The 16,309-nt window shown below is 44.8% G+C and carries 18 protein-coding genes; 13 read left to right on the top strand and 5 right to left on the bottom strand.

Annotated features, from left to right (window positions below; all coding sequences use genetic code 11):
* The first annotated feature begins 11 nt into the window (after positions 1–11).
* Positions 12–611: a glutathione S-transferase N-terminal domain-containing protein gene (locus tag L876_RS0102790; RefSeq protein ID WP_028762401.1), complete on the top strand. Its 600-nt coding sequence runs from the start codon at positions 12–14 to the stop codon at positions 609–611.
* A gap of 36 nt (positions 612–647) precedes the next feature.
* On the opposite strand, the gene L876_RS0102785 is transcribed toward L876_RS0102790, so the two are convergent.
* Positions 648–1,133 carry a hypothetical protein gene (locus L876_RS0102785; RefSeq protein ID WP_037427845.1) on the bottom strand — a complete coding sequence of 162 codons (486 nt, stop codon included), beginning with the start codon at positions 1,131–1,133 and terminating at the stop codon, positions 648–650.
* Positions 1,134–1,311: 178 nt separating this feature from the next.
* Here L876_RS0102785 and L876_RS0102780 point away from each other — a divergent pair, with 178 nt between their 5' ends.
* From L876_RS0102780 to L876_RS0102765, 4 genes are all read left to right on the top strand, one after another.
* Complete coding sequence (locus tag L876_RS0102780; protein WP_028762399.1) at positions 1,312–2,319, top strand: Fe(3+) ABC transporter substrate-binding protein; 1,008 nt, start codon at positions 1,312–1,314, stop codon at positions 2,317–2,319.
* A gap of 150 nt (positions 2,320–2,469) precedes the next feature.
* On the top strand, positions 2,470–4,101 hold the full coding sequence (locus L876_RS0102775; protein ID WP_028762398.1) for an ABC transporter permease: 1,632 nt from the start codon (positions 2,470–2,472) through the stop codon (positions 4,099–4,101).
* Between the two features lies 1 nt (position 4,102).
* On the top strand, positions 4,103–5,131 hold the full coding sequence (locus tag L876_RS0102770) for an ABC transporter ATP-binding protein (protein WP_028762397.1): 1,029 nt from the start codon (positions 4,103–4,105) through the stop codon (positions 5,129–5,131).
* 181 nt (positions 5,132–5,312) lie between these two features.
* Positions 5,313–6,248: a Dyp-type peroxidase gene (locus L876_RS0102765; protein WP_028762396.1), complete on the top strand. Its 936-nt coding sequence runs from the start codon at positions 5,313–5,315 to the stop codon at positions 6,246–6,248.
* 39 nt (positions 6,249–6,287) lie between these two features.
* Here the strand turns inward: L876_RS0102765 and L876_RS0102760 are convergent, their stop codons facing one another.
* Both L876_RS0102760 and argR read right to left on the bottom strand, forming a co-directional pair.
* Entirely contained in the window at positions 6,288–6,743 is a 456-nt protein-coding gene (locus L876_RS0102760; RefSeq protein ID WP_028762395.1) for a cupin domain-containing protein, read from the bottom strand.
* A gap of 137 nt (positions 6,744–6,880) precedes the next feature.
* A complete protein-coding gene (argR, locus tag L876_RS0102755) occupies positions 6,881–7,351 on the bottom strand; it encodes a transcriptional regulator ArgR (RefSeq protein ID WP_028762394.1) in 471 nt (156 codons plus the stop codon).
* A gap of 308 nt (positions 7,352–7,659) precedes the next feature.
* Between argR and mdh the strand changes: the two genes are divergently transcribed.
* On the top strand, positions 7,660–8,595 hold the full coding sequence (gene mdh / locus L876_RS0102750; protein ID WP_028762393.1) for a malate dehydrogenase: 936 nt from the start codon (positions 7,660–7,662) through the stop codon (positions 8,593–8,595).
* Between the two features lie 75 nt (positions 8,596–8,670).
* Here mdh and ispB read toward each other — a convergent pair whose 3' ends face one another.
* Positions 8,671–9,642, bottom strand: coding sequence for an octaprenyl diphosphate synthase (gene ispB / locus L876_RS0102745; RefSeq protein ID WP_028762392.1), 972 nt, complete (start codon positions 9,640–9,642; stop codon positions 8,671–8,673).
* Positions 9,643–9,917: 275 nt separating this feature from the next.
* Between ispB and rplU the strand changes: the two genes are divergently transcribed.
* The 7 genes from rplU to L876_RS0102710 all read left to right on the top strand — a co-directional run bounded on the left by rplU (position 9,918) and on the right by L876_RS0102710 (position 14,147).
* Positions 9,918–10,229, top strand: a complete 312-nt coding sequence (gene rplU, locus L876_RS0102740) for a 50S ribosomal protein L21 (RefSeq protein ID WP_028762391.1) — start codon at positions 9,918–9,920, stop codon at positions 10,227–10,229.
* Between the two features lie 15 nt (positions 10,230–10,244).
* Positions 10,245–10,499: a 50S ribosomal protein L27 gene (gene rpmA, locus L876_RS0102735; protein WP_011864676.1), complete on the top strand. Its 255-nt coding sequence runs from the start codon at positions 10,245–10,247 to the stop codon at positions 10,497–10,499.
* Positions 10,500–10,725: 226 nt separating this feature from the next.
* A complete protein-coding gene (gene cgtA, locus L876_RS0102730) occupies positions 10,726–11,889 on the top strand; it encodes an Obg family GTPase CgtA (RefSeq protein ID WP_028762390.1) in 1,164 nt (387 codons plus the stop codon).
* Between the two features lie 35 nt (positions 11,890–11,924).
* Positions 11,925–12,686 carry a threonine/serine exporter family protein gene (locus L876_RS0102725; RefSeq protein WP_081730615.1) on the top strand — a complete coding sequence of 254 codons (762 nt, stop codon included), beginning with the start codon at positions 11,925–11,927 and terminating at the stop codon, positions 12,684–12,686.
* Positions 12,683–13,153, top strand: coding sequence for a threonine/serine exporter family protein (locus tag L876_RS0102720; RefSeq protein WP_028762388.1), 471 nt, complete (start codon positions 12,683–12,685; stop codon positions 13,151–13,153). The genes L876_RS0102725 and L876_RS0102720 overlap by 4 nt, the downstream gene beginning before the upstream one ends.
* 39 nt (positions 13,154–13,192) lie before the next feature.
* On the top strand, positions 13,193–13,675 hold the full coding sequence (gene folA / locus L876_RS0102715) for a type 3 dihydrofolate reductase (protein ID WP_028762387.1): 483 nt from the start codon (positions 13,193–13,195) through the stop codon (positions 13,673–13,675).
* An 85-nt stretch (positions 13,676–13,760) separates the two neighbouring features.
* Positions 13,761–14,147: a DUF3718 domain-containing protein gene (locus tag L876_RS0102710; protein WP_028762386.1), complete on the top strand. Its 387-nt coding sequence runs from the start codon at positions 13,761–13,763 to the stop codon at positions 14,145–14,147.
* 110 nt (positions 14,148–14,257) lie between these two features.
* On the opposite strand, the gene L876_RS0102705 is transcribed toward L876_RS0102710, so the two are convergent.
* On the bottom strand, positions 14,258–16,282 hold the full coding sequence (locus L876_RS0102705) for a methyl-accepting chemotaxis protein (protein ID WP_028762385.1): 2,025 nt from the start codon (positions 16,280–16,282) through the stop codon (positions 14,258–14,260).
* Positions 16,283–16,309: the final 27 nt, after the last annotated feature.

Below are 16,309 nucleotides of genomic sequence, written 5' to 3'. Positions count from 1 at the left end.
GGAGTTAACCAATGCAATTACTTGTTTCAGATGCATCACCTTACGCGAGATGGGTGAGAGTGGTTGTGAGTCACTATGCTATTGCAGATATTCGTGAAATTGAGGTCAACCCGCTTGAAAATGGTGAGCAACTCATACACGCCAATCCGCTTGGAAAGATCCCCTGTCTAATACTCAATGACGGTGAGGCATTGTTTGATAGCGAAGTGATTTTACGTTATCTCGATAATCAGTATTGCAAGGAGAAGTTATTTAATGCTGCTGAACTTCGTTGGCGACATATGACGCAGTTCTCTTTGATTAAAGGATTGTTAGATAGTGCGGTTGCCCTCAGACAAGAACAGATGCGAGAGGAGGAAGGCGTCCGCAGTCCATTTTGGACCTCTCGGTTTGAACAGGCACTTCTCCGGGGGCTGACTCAAATTGAATTATCGTCGATGACTTGCGGCAGTGAAGTGACCATTCAAAAGATGGGTCTGTGTTGCTTATTGCAGTACTTAGATTTCCGTCATCCTGACCTTGATTGGCGGCGTGTGGCACCGGCAACTGCGCGTTGGCTACTGGAGTTTGAAACGCTCGATGCGATTGAGCAAACCAAGCCGAATCGTTAAAGGGGATTTAGTATCCTAGAGCTACTTATTATCACCTTACCTACGGAGTGATGATTGGCGATCGGTTTCTCTGCGGCCTTTTCGCCGTAATGCTCTGCGGTTTGTTTCACCGAAGGCCCCATAAAGCTCATGAGTCACGCCAAAATCTAAACGTCGTTCTTCATGTTGATTTCGCCTGTCCTCATGGTGAATATAGCGGCACTCACAATCTTGCCCACTACACCCTGCAAGCGGGAGTGTTGGCGCCTCATGGGATAGGTATCGTTTTCCTTTAAGTGCTTGAGCATTTTTACATAGGCCTGAGTCGTCGACGATTTCAACGCTATGGAATGGGTGAATACCCGACACAACAGTGTGTGCGGGCAGCGGTATATCTTCGCTGATTGAGGTGGTTTTAGCGTTATGCTGCTCATTACTTGCAGGTTTAAAGCTGCGTCTTACCTTGGGTTTTATAAACCTGTGCCTAAACAGAAACAGCAGTAGTAGTAGGGCCAGTATTAGAGCTAAAATTTCTGCCAACATATAAATTCCGTTTTGTTGTCGTTATTTTGAGTTTAGTGGCTTGATCTTGTTCGGTCAAAAAATGATAGATGGGTGGGATTTTCGAGCGAATCTGCTTGCTGTTGTGCAAAGGATTGATTACCCTACACGCAATTGATAACCATTATCATTCAAGTTTTGTTAAATACGGAGAGTTCGAATGAAGTTGAAAAAAGGTTTAGCTGCGTTGGGTTTAGCTTGCGTTGCTTCAATGGCTAATGCGGCTGAGACATTAACGGTTTACTCATATCGCCAGGCATTTCTAATTGAACCTATACTCGCCGATTTTACAAAAGAGACTGGTATCAAAGTTAATGTCGTGTTCTCTAAAAATGGCATTGCAGAACGTATGGCTCGAGAGGGGAGGCTATCCCCGGCAGATCTGGTTTTAACCTCTGATTTTTCGAGATTGATGGAGCTTGCAGATAAAGAACTTGTTGCCCCTGTTAACAGTGAGGTGTTGGTTGCTAATATCCCCACAGCGCTAAGATCTCCTGAGAATAATTGGTACGCACTAACAAAGCGGGTACGCAATATCTATTCATCTAAAGAGCGTCTTGGCCCTCTTGATATTGACTATGAAGATTTAGCCGACCCTCAATATAAGGGCAAGATCTGTACGCGCAGTGGTAAACACCCTTACAACATCTCCCTCGTGGCATCGATGATTGCCCATCATGGTGAAGCTGATGCCAAGGTTTGGCTTGAAGGGTTTAAGGCGAACCTTGCACGTAAACCTCAGGGCAATGATCGAGGTCAAGTTAAAGCGGTTAAAGAGGGCTTGTGCGATATCGCTATCGGTAATAGCTATTATCTAGGTAAAATGTTGCAAGATCCAAAGCAAGTGCCTTGGGCTGAAGCGGTTAATATTAACTTCCCCAATCAAGATAACCGTGGTTCGCATATCAATGTTTCCGGTATGGCATTGGCGAAGTTTGCACCACATAGGGAGAGCGCGATAAAGCTGATGGAGTATCTTTCGGGTGATGCAGCGCAGAAGTCCTATGCCGAGATCAATATGGAATACCCGGTAAAGGTTGACGTCGCGCCGTCTAAGTTAGTCGCGTCGTGGGGCAACTTTAAAGCTGATGAGTTACCTGTATTTAAATTAGCGCAATACCATCAAGCTGCGGTTAAGTTGTTAGATGAAGTTCAATTCGATTTGTAATGATATCATCGCTTAAAAAAGCCCTCTTCGGAGGGCTTTTTTGACTTATGAGGCTTAGGTCGCAATTATGTGACTTATAATCGTTCTTATTTAAGTTTTGATTTAGGTTTGTGGCTGATAATTACGTCATAAAGCTAAATGGGATTATTGATGATTTTAGGTTTTTCTAAACGTTGGTCAATTATGGGGTATGTCATAGCCGCTGCGCTGACACTCCCTCTTGTTGCTATCCTACTTCAAGCTGCCACGCCCGACGAATCTGTTTTCGACCATCTGCTCGATACCGTTTTACCTACCTACATTAGTAACACTCTCATTTTAATGGTGTCAGTCTGTATTGGCGCGGCACTTATTGCGGTGCCTGCTGCGTGGCTAATCGCTCGTTGCGAATTTCCTGGACGGCACATTTTCCAGTGGGCGCTCTTGTTACCCCTGGCAATGCCAGCCTATGTTGTTGCGTATGTTTATACGGATCTCTTGGATTACGCGGGGCCTATTCAGCGAGGGTTACGATACCTATTTGGTTGGCAATCTCCTCAAGACTATTTTTTTCCTGATGTGCGAACCTTAGCGGGTGCATCGGTGATGTTGGCGCTGGTTCTATTTCCCTATATTTATCTGCTTGCACGTACGGCATTTATGGAGCAATCCTCAAGCCTTCAGCATGCAGCGAGGGTTATGGGCTGTGGACCTTGGCAGAGTTTTTGGCGTTTAAGTTTGCCAATGGCTAGGCCTGCTATTGCTGTTGGCGCGTCGTTAGTTGCTATGGAAACCGCAGCTGATTTTGCGACGGTTAGTTATTTTGCCGTGCCAACCTTAACGACGGCGGTTTACGATACTTGGCTGGGGTATGGTAGTTTAGCTGCCGCCGCTAAGTTGTCAGCGATTATGCTATTGGTAGTGTTTTGTATGATCGGCATCGAGCGCTTTGCCCGGCGTAAACAAAAACTGTTTCAAAAGCAGACTGAGCTCAACTATGGGGATCGGTATCAGCTAGGTAATATTAAAGCGTTGGGGGCAGGTTTGTATTGCATGGCCTTATTATTTTTGGCTTTCCTGCTACCCTTTATCATATTGCTACACTATGCGTGGGACTACTTCGATGTCAGTTGGAACAACGACTTTCTAAAATACAGTTTTAACAGTTTCTATATTGCCGCCATCGTGAGCCTGCTGACCGTGGCGATCGCAGTGATTTTAATGTTTGTACGACGTTGTAGCCCACGCCCAGTTGATCTACTGCCATCACGTCTGGCATCAACAGGTTATGCCTTACCGGGTACCGTTCTAGCGATAGGCATATTAGTTCCACTCACTTACCTCGACTTTGCCATTAATGACCTATATGCCTTGTTTGATACGCGAGGCCCTGGCCTACTTTTCAGCGGCACAGTATTTGTGTTGGTGTTTGCTTTTTCGGTGCGATTTGTCGCCATTGCGATTGGTAGTGTAGAAAATAGCTATAAGCGGATCAGTCCTTCGCTAGATATGGCGTCCGTCACCATGGGGTTAACACCTGGGGCGTTATTGCAACGAGTTCATTTACCTCTTCTTCGCAAGGGAATATTCGCTGGGCTGCTGTTGGTCTTCATCGAGTGCATGAAAGAGTTACCAGCTGCGTTGTTGTTAAGGCCTGTCGGATTTGAGAACCTTGCGACGTATGTTTATCAATTTGTCTCTGATGAACAGTTAGAGCATGGTGCGTTAGCGGCAATCGTTATTGTCCTTGTGGGGTTAGTGCCCCTTATCTATTTAAATCGTTCTTTGGAGCAGCGTACTTAAGATGTCGACGTTAACAATAGAAAACGTTCATAGTGATTATCGCGGACAAGTTATTTTGAATGGGCTGAGTTTGAATGTGGCGCAAGGAGAAATCGCTGCGCTCCTTGGTCCCAGTGGCTGCGGGAAGACCACATTGTTACGCGCTATCGCGGGGCTACAAGGCATATCCCAAGGCAAAATTGGCATCAATGGCCGATTACTTTCTGCTGACAAGCTGTTTGTTCCCAGTGAAGCCCGGGAAGTGGGGATGATATTTCAAGATTACGCTTTGTTTCCGCACTTAACGGTGGCTGAAAACGTGTTATTTGGCGTTAAGGCGTTAACGACGGCGGAACGTGCGCATCGTTTAGATGAGATGTTGACACTGGTCAAGCTGGATGGCTTAGGATCGCGTTATCCCCACGAGCTTTCGGGTGGCCAGCAGCAGCGGGTGTCAATTGCCCGAGCCTTGGCCTATGAGCCTGAACTATTATTGCTGGACGAACCCTTTTCAAATATCGATGCGAAAGTGCGTAATGAGATGATGCTTGAGATTCGTGCCATTCTAAAGCAGCGTAATGTTAGCGCTATTTTTGTGACTCACAGTAAAGATGAGGCCTTTGTGTTTGCGGATAAGCTGGCATTATTCCAAGATGGAAAAATCGCGCAATACGGTGATGCAGAGCAGTTATATTCAATGCCAAGTAATCGATATGTGGCTGACTTTTTGGGTGGCGGAAATTATCTTTCAGGCGAAGTGACTGGGGCTCATCATTTTTCTACTGTGCTGGGGGAGATTCAAAGTACCACGCCGTTGGGTAAAGGTGTTGGCAGCAGTGCAGAGTTATTACTGAGGCCTGAACAGATAACACTTGCTGCTGTTGCAGAAGGTAGCGCTGAAATCATAGAGAGACGCTTTCTCGGGAACATCTGTCATTATCGAGTGCAAGTAGAGCAAACTCTTTACGATATAAAGTCGGCGCTAACGACACTTGGAATAGGACAGCGGGTCAAGTTATCCGTAGCGCCTCATGGCTTAGTTCTGTTCTAAACCATTAATTTGATGGTGATGTAGCATTTTTGTAAACCATTATGGCTGCCTAGATGAAAAAACGTTACTCTACAAAGTTATTGGGGTTTCGTTTTACCGATTTGTGGGCTTGTTAGTACTATTAATCGCTAAAGTTTCGGATAATAGTGCCGAAATTGAAACTGGTAAAGGTAGGGTTTAAATGGATAGTCAGGTTATGCCACGTGAACAGCTGGGTGTGTGTGCTGAGGGGAATTTACACAGTGTCTATTTGATGTTTAATGCCGAGGATGGTATTGAATCACAACTGCGTCCTTGTGTTGCAAATGTAGCGCAATACATCTGTGAATTATCAGATCAATATACTGATAGCGCTTTTAATGGTTTTGTCGCCATTGGTGCCAACTACTGGGATAGCCTATATCCAGCTAATCGCCCTGCGCAACTAAGGCCTTTTCCTGCGATGAATGCTGATAATCGTGATGCGCCCGCTCACGAATATGACCTATTTGTTCACTTACGTTGTGACCGCTTTGACATACTTCACCTTGTTGCCAATGAAGTGTGCCAGATGTTTGAAGGTTTGGTTGAGCTGGTTGACGAAGAGCGTGGTTTCCAGTTCATGGATAATCGTGATTTAACTGGGTTTGTTGACGGCACAGAAAATCCTAAAGGTAGGCATCGCCAAGATGTAGCATTAGTCGGTGATGAAGACATTAGTTTTAAAGCGGGCAGTTATGTACATGTGCAGAAGTTTGCTCATAACCTGAGTAAATGGAATCGACTACCGCAGAAGAAACAGGAAGACATTATCGGTCGTACTAAGATTGATAATATTGAATATGCATCGGACGATAAGCCATTAACCAGCCATATTAAGCGGGTTAATCTAAAAGATGAAAATGGCAATTCAATGGAAATTTTGCGCCAGAGTATGCCTTATGGCTCAGTAAAAGAGCAGGGACTCATGTTTATTTCTAACTGTCGAAATTCGGTGAATTTTGAAAAAATGCTACACAGTATGATCCATGGCGATGCAGACGGTCATCATGACCACCTAATGCACTTCACTCAAGCGTTAACGGGGTCTTCATTCTTTGCGCCATCATTAGATTTTATGAATGACGCAGCCAACTGATTAGCGGCTAGAAAAAAACACACCCTAAGGTGTGTTTTTTTACTCATCAGGGTCCCAATAGTTTGTCGGTCGTTTGGCGTAAATTTCATCGATTGATCTGACCTGCACTTTATTGTTTTCGGGGTACACCACCACATCATGCATATCCCGGTTACCAACGACCATAAAAACAAAGTCCTCATCCGAGTCGTTTCTTAGAGTGTGAGAAATCGCGCTATTGGCGTTGAAGCAGATATAGTCGCCTTGCTTAAAAGGGTGGGGAACACCGTTAATCAGTAGGGTCGCTTCTCCTTGCATAGCGTAGATATGCTCCTCCTCTTTAGTATGGTAATGCGCCACTGAAGAGAGTTTGCCTGGAGAGAGTTTCTCCATCGTCACCCCAATTTTTTCACATCCAGCCGCGTCGCCGATATGTTTTTGCTGACTGCTATAGTTATCGGAGTGTTGCCATGATTCCCAGCAAATATCATCGATATTAATTATTGTATTTTTCATCTAAGATCCTTAGCCAGCTTTCTACTACGTTCGGCCTATTAATCTCTCATGAAAGTGAAACTTATTCAATATATGGTATCCAATGTTGCTAAGCATAAAAAAAGACGCACTAGGCGTCTTCTTTATCATCAAGCCGTTTAATCGGCATAATTAAATAGTGATTTCACTGTGTCGAGTGTTTTGTCGATATCTTTAATGTTCGATGGACAAATGAAAATGGTGTCATCTCCGGCAATAGTACCTAAAATGCCTTCTGGTTTACCGATAGAGTCTAGGAGTCTCGCTATCAGCTGCGCTGCACCTGGGCTGGTTCTTACGACTATCATCGATTGATTATGGTCGACGTCGAGCACTAAGTTTTTAAGTGGACTTCCAGCTGTCGGTACACCCAACTCTGCAGGTAAGCAATACACCATCTCTTGCTTGGCATTGCGCGTGCGCACCGCGCCAAACTTACTGAGCATGCGCGACACTTTTGATTGATTGATGTTGCTGTACCCTTCGGCTTGAAGGGCATTGACGATTTCGCTTTGAGAGCCGAAGCGCTCCTCTTTTAAAATCGCTTTAAAGGTCTTAACAAGTTCGTCTTGATTTTTAGTTGCTTGCATAATTTATTTATTCTTTATTCACAAAACTGCTTTATTCTGAATAGCTTTGAATTATTTGTCAACGAATATTCGGATATGATGAATAATAATTCAGTTTGGTGTCTGTGTGGTGAGATGAGAGACATGTTGCGCAGATAAGTCGGCACTATACGTTATTTGAGTCAAAATTAATAATTTAGAGCAAAAAGACAAAATATACGCTCACACTACTAAGGGATAATTGAATTATTGGTGTGATTACAGTAATGTTGCGCCATCGGTGAATTTAGATCTATATCACAAATATCCAAGAAATGACGGAGATAACTATGAAAGTTGCTGTACTTGGTGCCGCTGGTGGTATTGGCCAGGCTCTTGCCCTACTGCTTAAAACACAATTGCCTGCCGGCTCAAAACTGTCCCTTTATGATATCGCTCCTGTAACACCTGGTGTTGCAGTTGACCTTAGCCACATCCCTACTGCGGTTGAGGTGAAAGGTTTTGCAGGTGAAGATCCTACGCCTGCATTAGAAGGTGCAGATGTTGTGCTTATCTCTGCTGGTGTTGCGCGTAAGCCTGGTATGGATCGTTCAGATCTGTTCAATATTAACGCTGGCATTGTCAGAAACCTTGTTGAAAAGTGTGCGGCAACTTGCCCTAAAGCACTGATTGGTGTCATTACTAACCCTGTAAATACCACTGTGGCAATTGCTGCTGAAGTATTAAAAGCTGCAGGCGTGTACGACAAAAATCGTTTATTCGGTGTGACGACACTTGATGTTATCCGTTCTGAAACATTTGTCGCCGAAGCAAAAGGCTTAGATGTTGCGGATGTCAAAGTGAACGTGATCGGTGGCCATAGCGGTGTAACGATTCTTCCATTGCTATCGCAAGTTGAAGGTGTGAGCTTCAGTGATGAAGAGGTTGCAGCCCTTACTACTCGTATTCAGAATGCGGGTACTGAAGTCGTTGAAGCTAAAGCCGGTGGCGGTAGTGCAACACTTTCTATGGGTCAAGCGGCATGCCGCTTTGGTTTATCACTGGTTCGTGGCCTGCAAGGTGATGCCAATGTGGTTGAGTGTGCTTATGTCGATGGTGGCAGTGAGCATGCAGAATTTTTCGCACAACCGATTCTTCTTGGTAAGAATGGTGTTGAGCAAGTATTAGCTTATGGCGACGTAAGCGAGTTTGAAGCCAACGCGTGTGATGCGATGTTAGATACGCTAAAGGCTGATATTAAGCTTGGTGTTGAATTCGTTAAGTAAGCTAGACGAATCAATAAAAAAGGAGCCGATTGGCTCCTTTTTTGTTATTTAAATCTTTGCGTCATTAACCAATCATTAGTGATTGCGCGCGACAGCTATTCTAGCTAATGATATTAATGCTTGCTTGTAGTCGGACTCAGGAAGGATATCAAGCGCGTTAATGGCCTTCTCAGCCTCTTCTAGGGCTCTTGTTTCAGTATATTGAAGCGCACCACATTCATTGAGCGCATTTAAAATGGTTTCTATGTGGCCTGAGCCGTCACCTTGTTCAATGGCTTCGCGGATCAACTTTTTAGCTTCATCAGTGCCGTTAGCGATTGCATAGATTAACGGTAGTGTCGGTTTGCCTTCTGCCAGGTCATCACCAATGTTCTTACCTAACTCTTCAGTTTCTGCAGTGTAGTCGAGTAGATCATCGGTTAACTGGAACGCAGTGCCTAAGTACTTGCCGTAATCGGCCAGCGCGGTTTGAACCTCTATGCTGCTGTCAGCAAGCACACCAGCAAGGCGGGTCGCCGCTTCGAATAGTTTGGCCGTTTTACAGTAGATGACTCGCATATAGCTGTCTTCTGTGGTGTCTGGGTCGTTACAGTTCATTAACTGCAGTACTTCACCTTCAGCAAGTACGTTAGTAGCATCGGCTAAGACTTCTAGCACTTGCATACTTTTAAGTTCTGTCATCATTTGAAAAGAGCGAGTGTAGAGAAAGTCCCCAACTAATACGCTAGCGCTGTTGCCAAACAATGCGTTGGCAGTTTCTCTGCCGCGTCGTAGCATGGATTCATCGACAACATCATCGTGTAACAGTGAAGCGGTATGGATAAACTCGACAATGGCTGCCAACTTAAGGTGTGCTTCGCCTTCATATGCAATGGCGCGAGCGGCTAGAATTGACAGCAGTGGGCGTAATCGTTTGCCCCCTCCATTAATAATATAGAAACCTAACTGATTAATTAGGGCTACATCTGATTCTAATTGCTTATAAATAAGCTGATCGACGGCTTTCATATCTACGTCAGCTAACTGACGGATGGCATTCAAATCCATATATAGGCTCTACTTTTAGGGTTGCAGCGTAATTCAGGCAGCCCAAATTAAGGCGAAAATGTTATAATGATTCGATTCTACCTAAAAATGTGTCGCAAGACAGTATTAGAAGACTAATGTGCGAGTAATTCCGATCTTTTTTTGATCAAAGTGAATTAGGGCTTGTCAGCTTGGTCTTCTTAGCGTAAACTCCGCGACCATTGTCATTAAAGCTTTTATAGCACCCAGCCAAACTAAAAAGGTCTGCGTGCTAGAAATATCGGAGTAAAATAGCTATGTACGCTGTTTTTCAAAGTGGTGGTAAGCAGCACCGTGTTGCTGAAGGCCATACTGTTCGTCTAGAAAAATTAGAAGTCGCTACAGGCGAAACTGTCGAATTTGACCAAGTTCTTTTGGTTGCTGACGGTGAGACTGTACACGTTGGTGCACCTTTAGTTGAAGGTGGTAAGGTTGTAGCTGAAGTTGTCAGCCATGGCCGTGGCGAAAAGGTAACTATCGTTAAGTTCCGTCGTCGTAAGCACCACGATAAGAAGATGGGCCACCGTCAGTGGTTCACCGAAGTTAAAATTACAGCTATCAACGCTTAATTAGGAGTCTAACTCATGGCACATAAAAAAGCTGGCGGTTCTACTCGTAACGGCCGCGATTCAGAAAGTAAACGTCTTGGTGTTAAGCGTTTCGGTGGTGAATCAGTTCTAGCTGGTAACATCATCGTTCGTCAACGTGGTACTAAATTCCACGCAGGTGTTAACGTAGGTATTGGTCGTGACCATACTCTATTTGCACTAACTGACGGTAAAGTTAAGTTTGAAGTTAAAGGTCCTAAGAACCGCAAGTTCATTAGCATCGAAGCTTAATCTTTAGCTAACCTAAGCTAGTTTATAAAGCCCTGCCTCTGGTAGGGCTTTATTGTTTATGAAGATTATTATCTGGTGAAAGAGCCGAACGCTACGCTCCAGCACCAGTTGAGAATCGATTTATTGATGCATAATGGGCGTCGATAGATCGGTAGAGCAATTGTTTTTTGGCGGTAATATTAGATAGGCAGTATAATCCGTCTATCGTGTGGTGCCTGGAGTTGGTATGAAGTTTGTCGATGAAGCTGTGATCAGAGTTGAAGCTGGTGATGGCGGTAGTGGTTGCGTGAGTTTTAGACGCGAGAAATATGTTCCGGATGGTGGTCCTGATGGCGGTGATGGTGGTGATGGCGGTAGTGTTTACTTACAGGCCGACGAAAACCTGAATACCCTGATTGAATTCCGTTTTGAACGCTTTCATTTTGCTGAACGTGGTAAGAATGGTCGCGGTCGAGACTGTACTGGCCATGGCGGCGAAGATCTTATTCTTAAGGTGCCGGTGGGAACACGCGCTGTGGATGAGGAAACTCAAGAAGCACTCGGTGATCTTAAGGTTCATGGTCAAAAACTACTTGTCGCGAAAGGCGGATTTCATGGTTTAGGTAACACTCGCTTTAAGAGCAGTACCAACCGTGCACCGAGACAAAAAACTTTGGGTACGCCAGGAGAGGTAAGAAGTCTTCGCTTAGAGCTTATGTTGCTCGCTGACGTCGGTCTTTTAGGTATGCCTAATGCGGGCAAGTCGACCTTCATCCGCGCCGTTTCAAGAGCTAAGCCTAAAGTTGCGGATTACCCTTTTACCACATTAGTGCCTAACTTAGGTGTTGTAACGCCACGACATGGCCAAAGCTTTGTTGTCGCTGATATTCCAGGCTTGATTGAAGGTGCGGCAGAGGGCGCGGGTTTAGGTATTCGTTTCCTCAAGCATTTAGAGCGCTGTCGTGTACTGCTGCATATATTAGATATTGAGCCGATTGATGGTAGCGACCCTGTCGATAGTGCTCGCGCTATTGTGGGTGAACTAGAGAAGCATTCACCATTGCTTGCAAGCAAGCCGCGTTGGTTAGTCTTTAACAAAACAGATCTATTACTTGAAGAGGAACTTCAAGAACGTATCGATCGCATCGTTAAGGAACTGGATTGGCAAGGCGATGTCTACACGATATCGGCTTATAATCGTGAAGGCACCCAAGAGCTTAGTCTTAAGTTAATGGATTTCATTGAATCCTTACCTGCTGACGTTGAAAAAGATCCTGATGCTGAAGTCGAGTTTAAGTGGGATAACTATCATCAACAGAGCCAGGAGGTCGTCAATGAAGACTTCGATGACGATTTTGATGATGATTTCGACGACGATGATTACGATGTTGAGATTATTTACCAGAGGTAGAGAACACTTACCTCTCGCCTCATTCTGAGATAATTGTGTACGCTGATACTCAAAATGATATTACTCGGCAGGTTGTTCGAGTAGCACAACTACTTCTGGCCTATGGCGCTGAATCTGAGCTCGTTGAAGAGATCAGTCAGCGCTTGGGGCAGGCCTTAGGTCTTGCGAGTGTCGAGATCTCCATCTCTTCCAACTCCTTGGTGTTGACAAGTCTTGTTCATGGGCGTTGTATAACAACCACTAGGCGGATCAGAGAGCATGGCATTAATATGACCATTATCTGTGAGTTACAGCGGATCTGCTTACTCACAGAGAAAGGGATATATGGCCTAAATGAAGTGCGTAAACGCGTTTCTCGCATCCAGCCCAGAGCCTATCCTAAACGCTATCTCATTCCTATGATTGGCCTTTCTTGTGGTAGCTTCTGCCATCTGTTTGGCGGTGATATCATGGCTGTGCTGATCACGATATTCGCATCATCAATCGGAATGTTTGTCAGACTTTCTATCGCTAAGCGTCACTTCAACTTATTAGTTAATTTTGCTGTAACAGCTTTCATCACGACGTTAATCGCGCAGCTTGGATATCATTTCGAATTGACTGAAACGCCGAGGCTGCCAATGGCGGCGAGTGTGCTGATGTTGGTGCCAGGCTTTCCGATGATCAATGCAATATCAGACATGGTAAAAGGCCATCTAAATGTTGGGATTTCTCGTTGGGGGCATGCGACTTTGCTGACCGTGTCATCAGTGATTGGCATCACTATTGCGATGCAGATAGGAGGCTTATTCTTATAATGGATTTACTGATAAAGCTACTTAATGACGCGTTGTTCTCATCTATTCCTGCCGTTGGTTTTGCTATGGTCTTTAATGTACCTAAGCGATTTTTACCTTATTGTGCGATGGCTGGGGCGTTAGGTCACAGTGTTAGGACCTTACTTTTGCATTTTCATATGCCTATTGAGTGGGCGACATTTATTGCCGCTGCAATCGTTGGTGTGATGACTATTGGCTTCGCTAAAAAACACCTAGCACCACCTCTTATGTATGCGGTTGCGGCAATTATTCCCATGATTCCAGGGACGTATGCATACAACACAGTTATTGCGTTAGTGCAGCTCACTGCTCAATCCGAGGTTAGTCCTGAATTGACGGCCGAGGTTATTAGTAATGGCCTTAAAACAGTATTCATATTAGGCGCTTTGTCTGTAGGGCTAGCAATGCCGAGTTTACTCTACTTTCGTACCCGACCTGTAATTTAACCTCTTATCTAAAGCGGCGATAGACCGTGGGAGATACCAATGAAAATAGCAATGATTGCTGCGATGGCAAATAACCGCGTGATAGGCAAAGATAACCAGATGCCTTGGCACCTACCGGAAGATCTGCGCCATTTTAAAGCTATGACGCTGGGGAAACCCGTTGTTATGGGGCGTAAGACATTTGAGTCTATTGGTCGTCCACTACCGGGGCGACATAATATTGTGGTGAGCCGTCAGCAAGAGCTCGTTATCGAAGGTGTCACCTGCGTGACCTCATTCGATGCTGCGAAACAGGCCGCTGGAGATTGCGAAGAGTTGGTGGTCATGGGTGGCGGTCAGCTTTATGCAGAGCTGCTACCGCAAGCCGATATTTTATATTTAACAGAAATAAATTTAGATACTGCAGGGGATACCTATTTTCCTCTGTGGGATGATGGATCTTGGCATATACTCAATGATGAATGCCATGTGAGCGATAAAGGCTTGGAATATCGCTTTATCAATTTGGTAAAAAAATGTTAAATTACGGTGTTGTCCTGAGTCATTTGTAGATTTAAGTTTTTGAAAATCTGCTAAATAAAAATAATAAATATTATAGGAGTACCCGATGCGTCTGTTACCTGCGACGATTGCTGTGGTTATTGCAGCATCTGTTTATACTGTTCCGGTACAAGCCAACGACCAGCTCGTTGCAAACATCTGTAACTATGTTCAAGCGGATGATAAAAACCGTTTACGCAAAAAGCTTAAAGAGGCACGTGTTAAATTACGCAATGTGTATCAAGGGATCACTTGTGATGGTGACAGCTTACTGCGTTTTGCGATGAAAAGCGGCGCGAATGATATTGGCGAATTTATGGCTAAGCGTTTATCTACCGATGATTTAAGCGTAACAGAAGCTGATGGCAGCACCGTGCTTCAATGGGCGGAAGCTAATGGACATGCTGGTAGCCCAGTTACTGCAGCGATTAAAGGTAGATTATCGGGTAATTAACTTGTATCTAAAATCTAAAAGCCGGACGAATGTCCGGCTTTTTTATTGCTATATAAAAGTAAAAAAGGCCGAATTAAATTCGGCCTTTTTTCTCAGGTATAACATTTAAGCTAGACCTTAAATTCACCTACAGAGGCTTGAAGCTCTTCAGCTAACTGAGCGACTTGATGGCTAGATTGAGCTGTTTGGTCAGCACCTGTTGCCGTCTCCTCTGATATCGCAGCAATGTGCTCAAGTTTCTCTGATACCTGCTGGCTTACCAAGTTTTGTTCTTGGGCTGCATGGGCAATATGAGTGCCTGAGTCGTGGGCACTGTGAACCGCGTTACTGATGCTTTCAAGGGCGATATTGGCTTGCTCTGTTTTCTCTACACAGCTGGTAGCCTGACTACGTCCAAGCTCCATAACCGATACCGCTTCTTGGGTGCCTTGTTGCAGCACCTGAATCATCTGCTGGATCTCTTGAGTCGAATCTTGGGTCCGAGACGCTAGACTACGCACTTCATCAGCAACCACTGCAAAGCCACGGCCTTGCTCACCGGCTCTAGCGGCTTCAATGGCGGCGTTGAGTGCGAGTAGGTTGGTTTGTTCTGCGATTCCGCGAATAACGTCGAGGATAGAGCCAATAGATGCACTATCGGAATGCACTTTATTGATAACGTGTCCTGCTTTGGCCACTTCATCGGCAAGGGCTAAAATCGTGCGCTTATTCTCATCGGCGATTGCTCGCATATGCTGCGCTTCTTCGTCGGCTTGCTTAATTTGGCTAAGTGCTTCATCGGCACTACTGGTCACTTGCATGGCGCTTGAGCTGAGCTGAGTCGTTGCGGCCGCGACTTGGTCGACCTGGTTCTTCTGCTCTTGGATGCCAGCAGTGGTTTGCGCGGTAATCGCTGAGGTCTCCTCTGCGGCAGCCGCTAGCTGATTGGAGCGATCGAGTATGCCTTGGATTAAATTCCGCAAACTATCGACTAATCGGTTACAGTTACGCGATAGTTCCGCAAACTCATCGTGGCCAGAATCATCTAACTTATGGGTTAGGTTGCCAGATGCTAGGACATTAAGCGCATTGTTAACGTTGTCGAGCGAACGTTTGAGCGGGCGAATGACAGCAATACTTACCCCAATAGACACGAAAATAGCGATAACAACCAGTGCCAAGGTTTTAAAGCTCGCGCTATCAATATCGCTAATTGCCTTGGTGCTAATCGCTTGAGATACCGTTTCTATCTCTTTCGTTAGGTTGTCCATATCTTGGTTGACATCAGTGACATTATCTTCAACCTGATTGAGTAAGTTGGTTGCTGTGACATTGAGTGTGATCTGCTTTGCTTTACGTGCCTGAATAGCGTTAGGGCCATATAACATATTGAACACTTTTGCCGCTTCTTCGTTCACGCTATCTAGCATGTCCTGATCAATGACACCTTCCCAATGACGACTCACATATTCGAGCTTATTTTTTGCTTCACTAAGAATATAATCAAGTTCTTTCGTTATGGTCTCAGCTTTAGATTTATCTTTGGCGTTGACTAAGTCATAGCTGCTAGTGATGATGGTGCTGAAGCTGTTATCAATATTGCTAGCTGTTGCTGCAATTTCACGTTCGGTTGGGTCTTCACTGGTTTCCAAGTCGATAAGATCAAGTAACAAAGACGCAGTGTCATCGGCCGCCATCTCTAACTCATCTAACTGGTCAATGAGGGCTTCTTGTGTGATAAGTGACTGCTCTCTTGCCTTCATCATTTTAAGACTATTGTCATTAAACGCTTGATAGTGTGTTCGCAGTGATGAAATTTGCTTACCTAAGCCTTGTTGATGTCCCTGAATAATGCCACTCAATTTATCGAGCTGAGTCAAAAAACCATTGGCGTGATCACCAAACTGGTTCTGTATTTTTGGCAGTTCGGAGGAGAGTTTACTATGGTAAGCCACTAACAGTTGTTTCTCTTGCAAGGCAATGTTTTGAGTGAGGTGATTGCTAACTTCTAAAGCCGGAAGACTCAAATCTTGCAGCACGAGCGTACTGCTCTTGATGTTGTCATTGGTAATGAGTGAAGCAACCCCCAGTATTATTAACAATAGGGTTACAACACCAAATCCACCAATTACTCTAGTGGCTACATTCAATTTCATAGGGGCACTCCGATTTTTTTTGTTATA

Source organism: Shewanella colwelliana ATCC 39565 (assembly GCF_000518705.1).
Lineage (GTDB): Bacteria > Pseudomonadota > Gammaproteobacteria > Enterobacterales > Shewanellaceae > Shewanella > Shewanella colwelliana.
The sequence above is the reverse complement of the archived record's forward strand: the minus strand, read 5'-3'. Positions and strand labels throughout refer to the sequence as shown.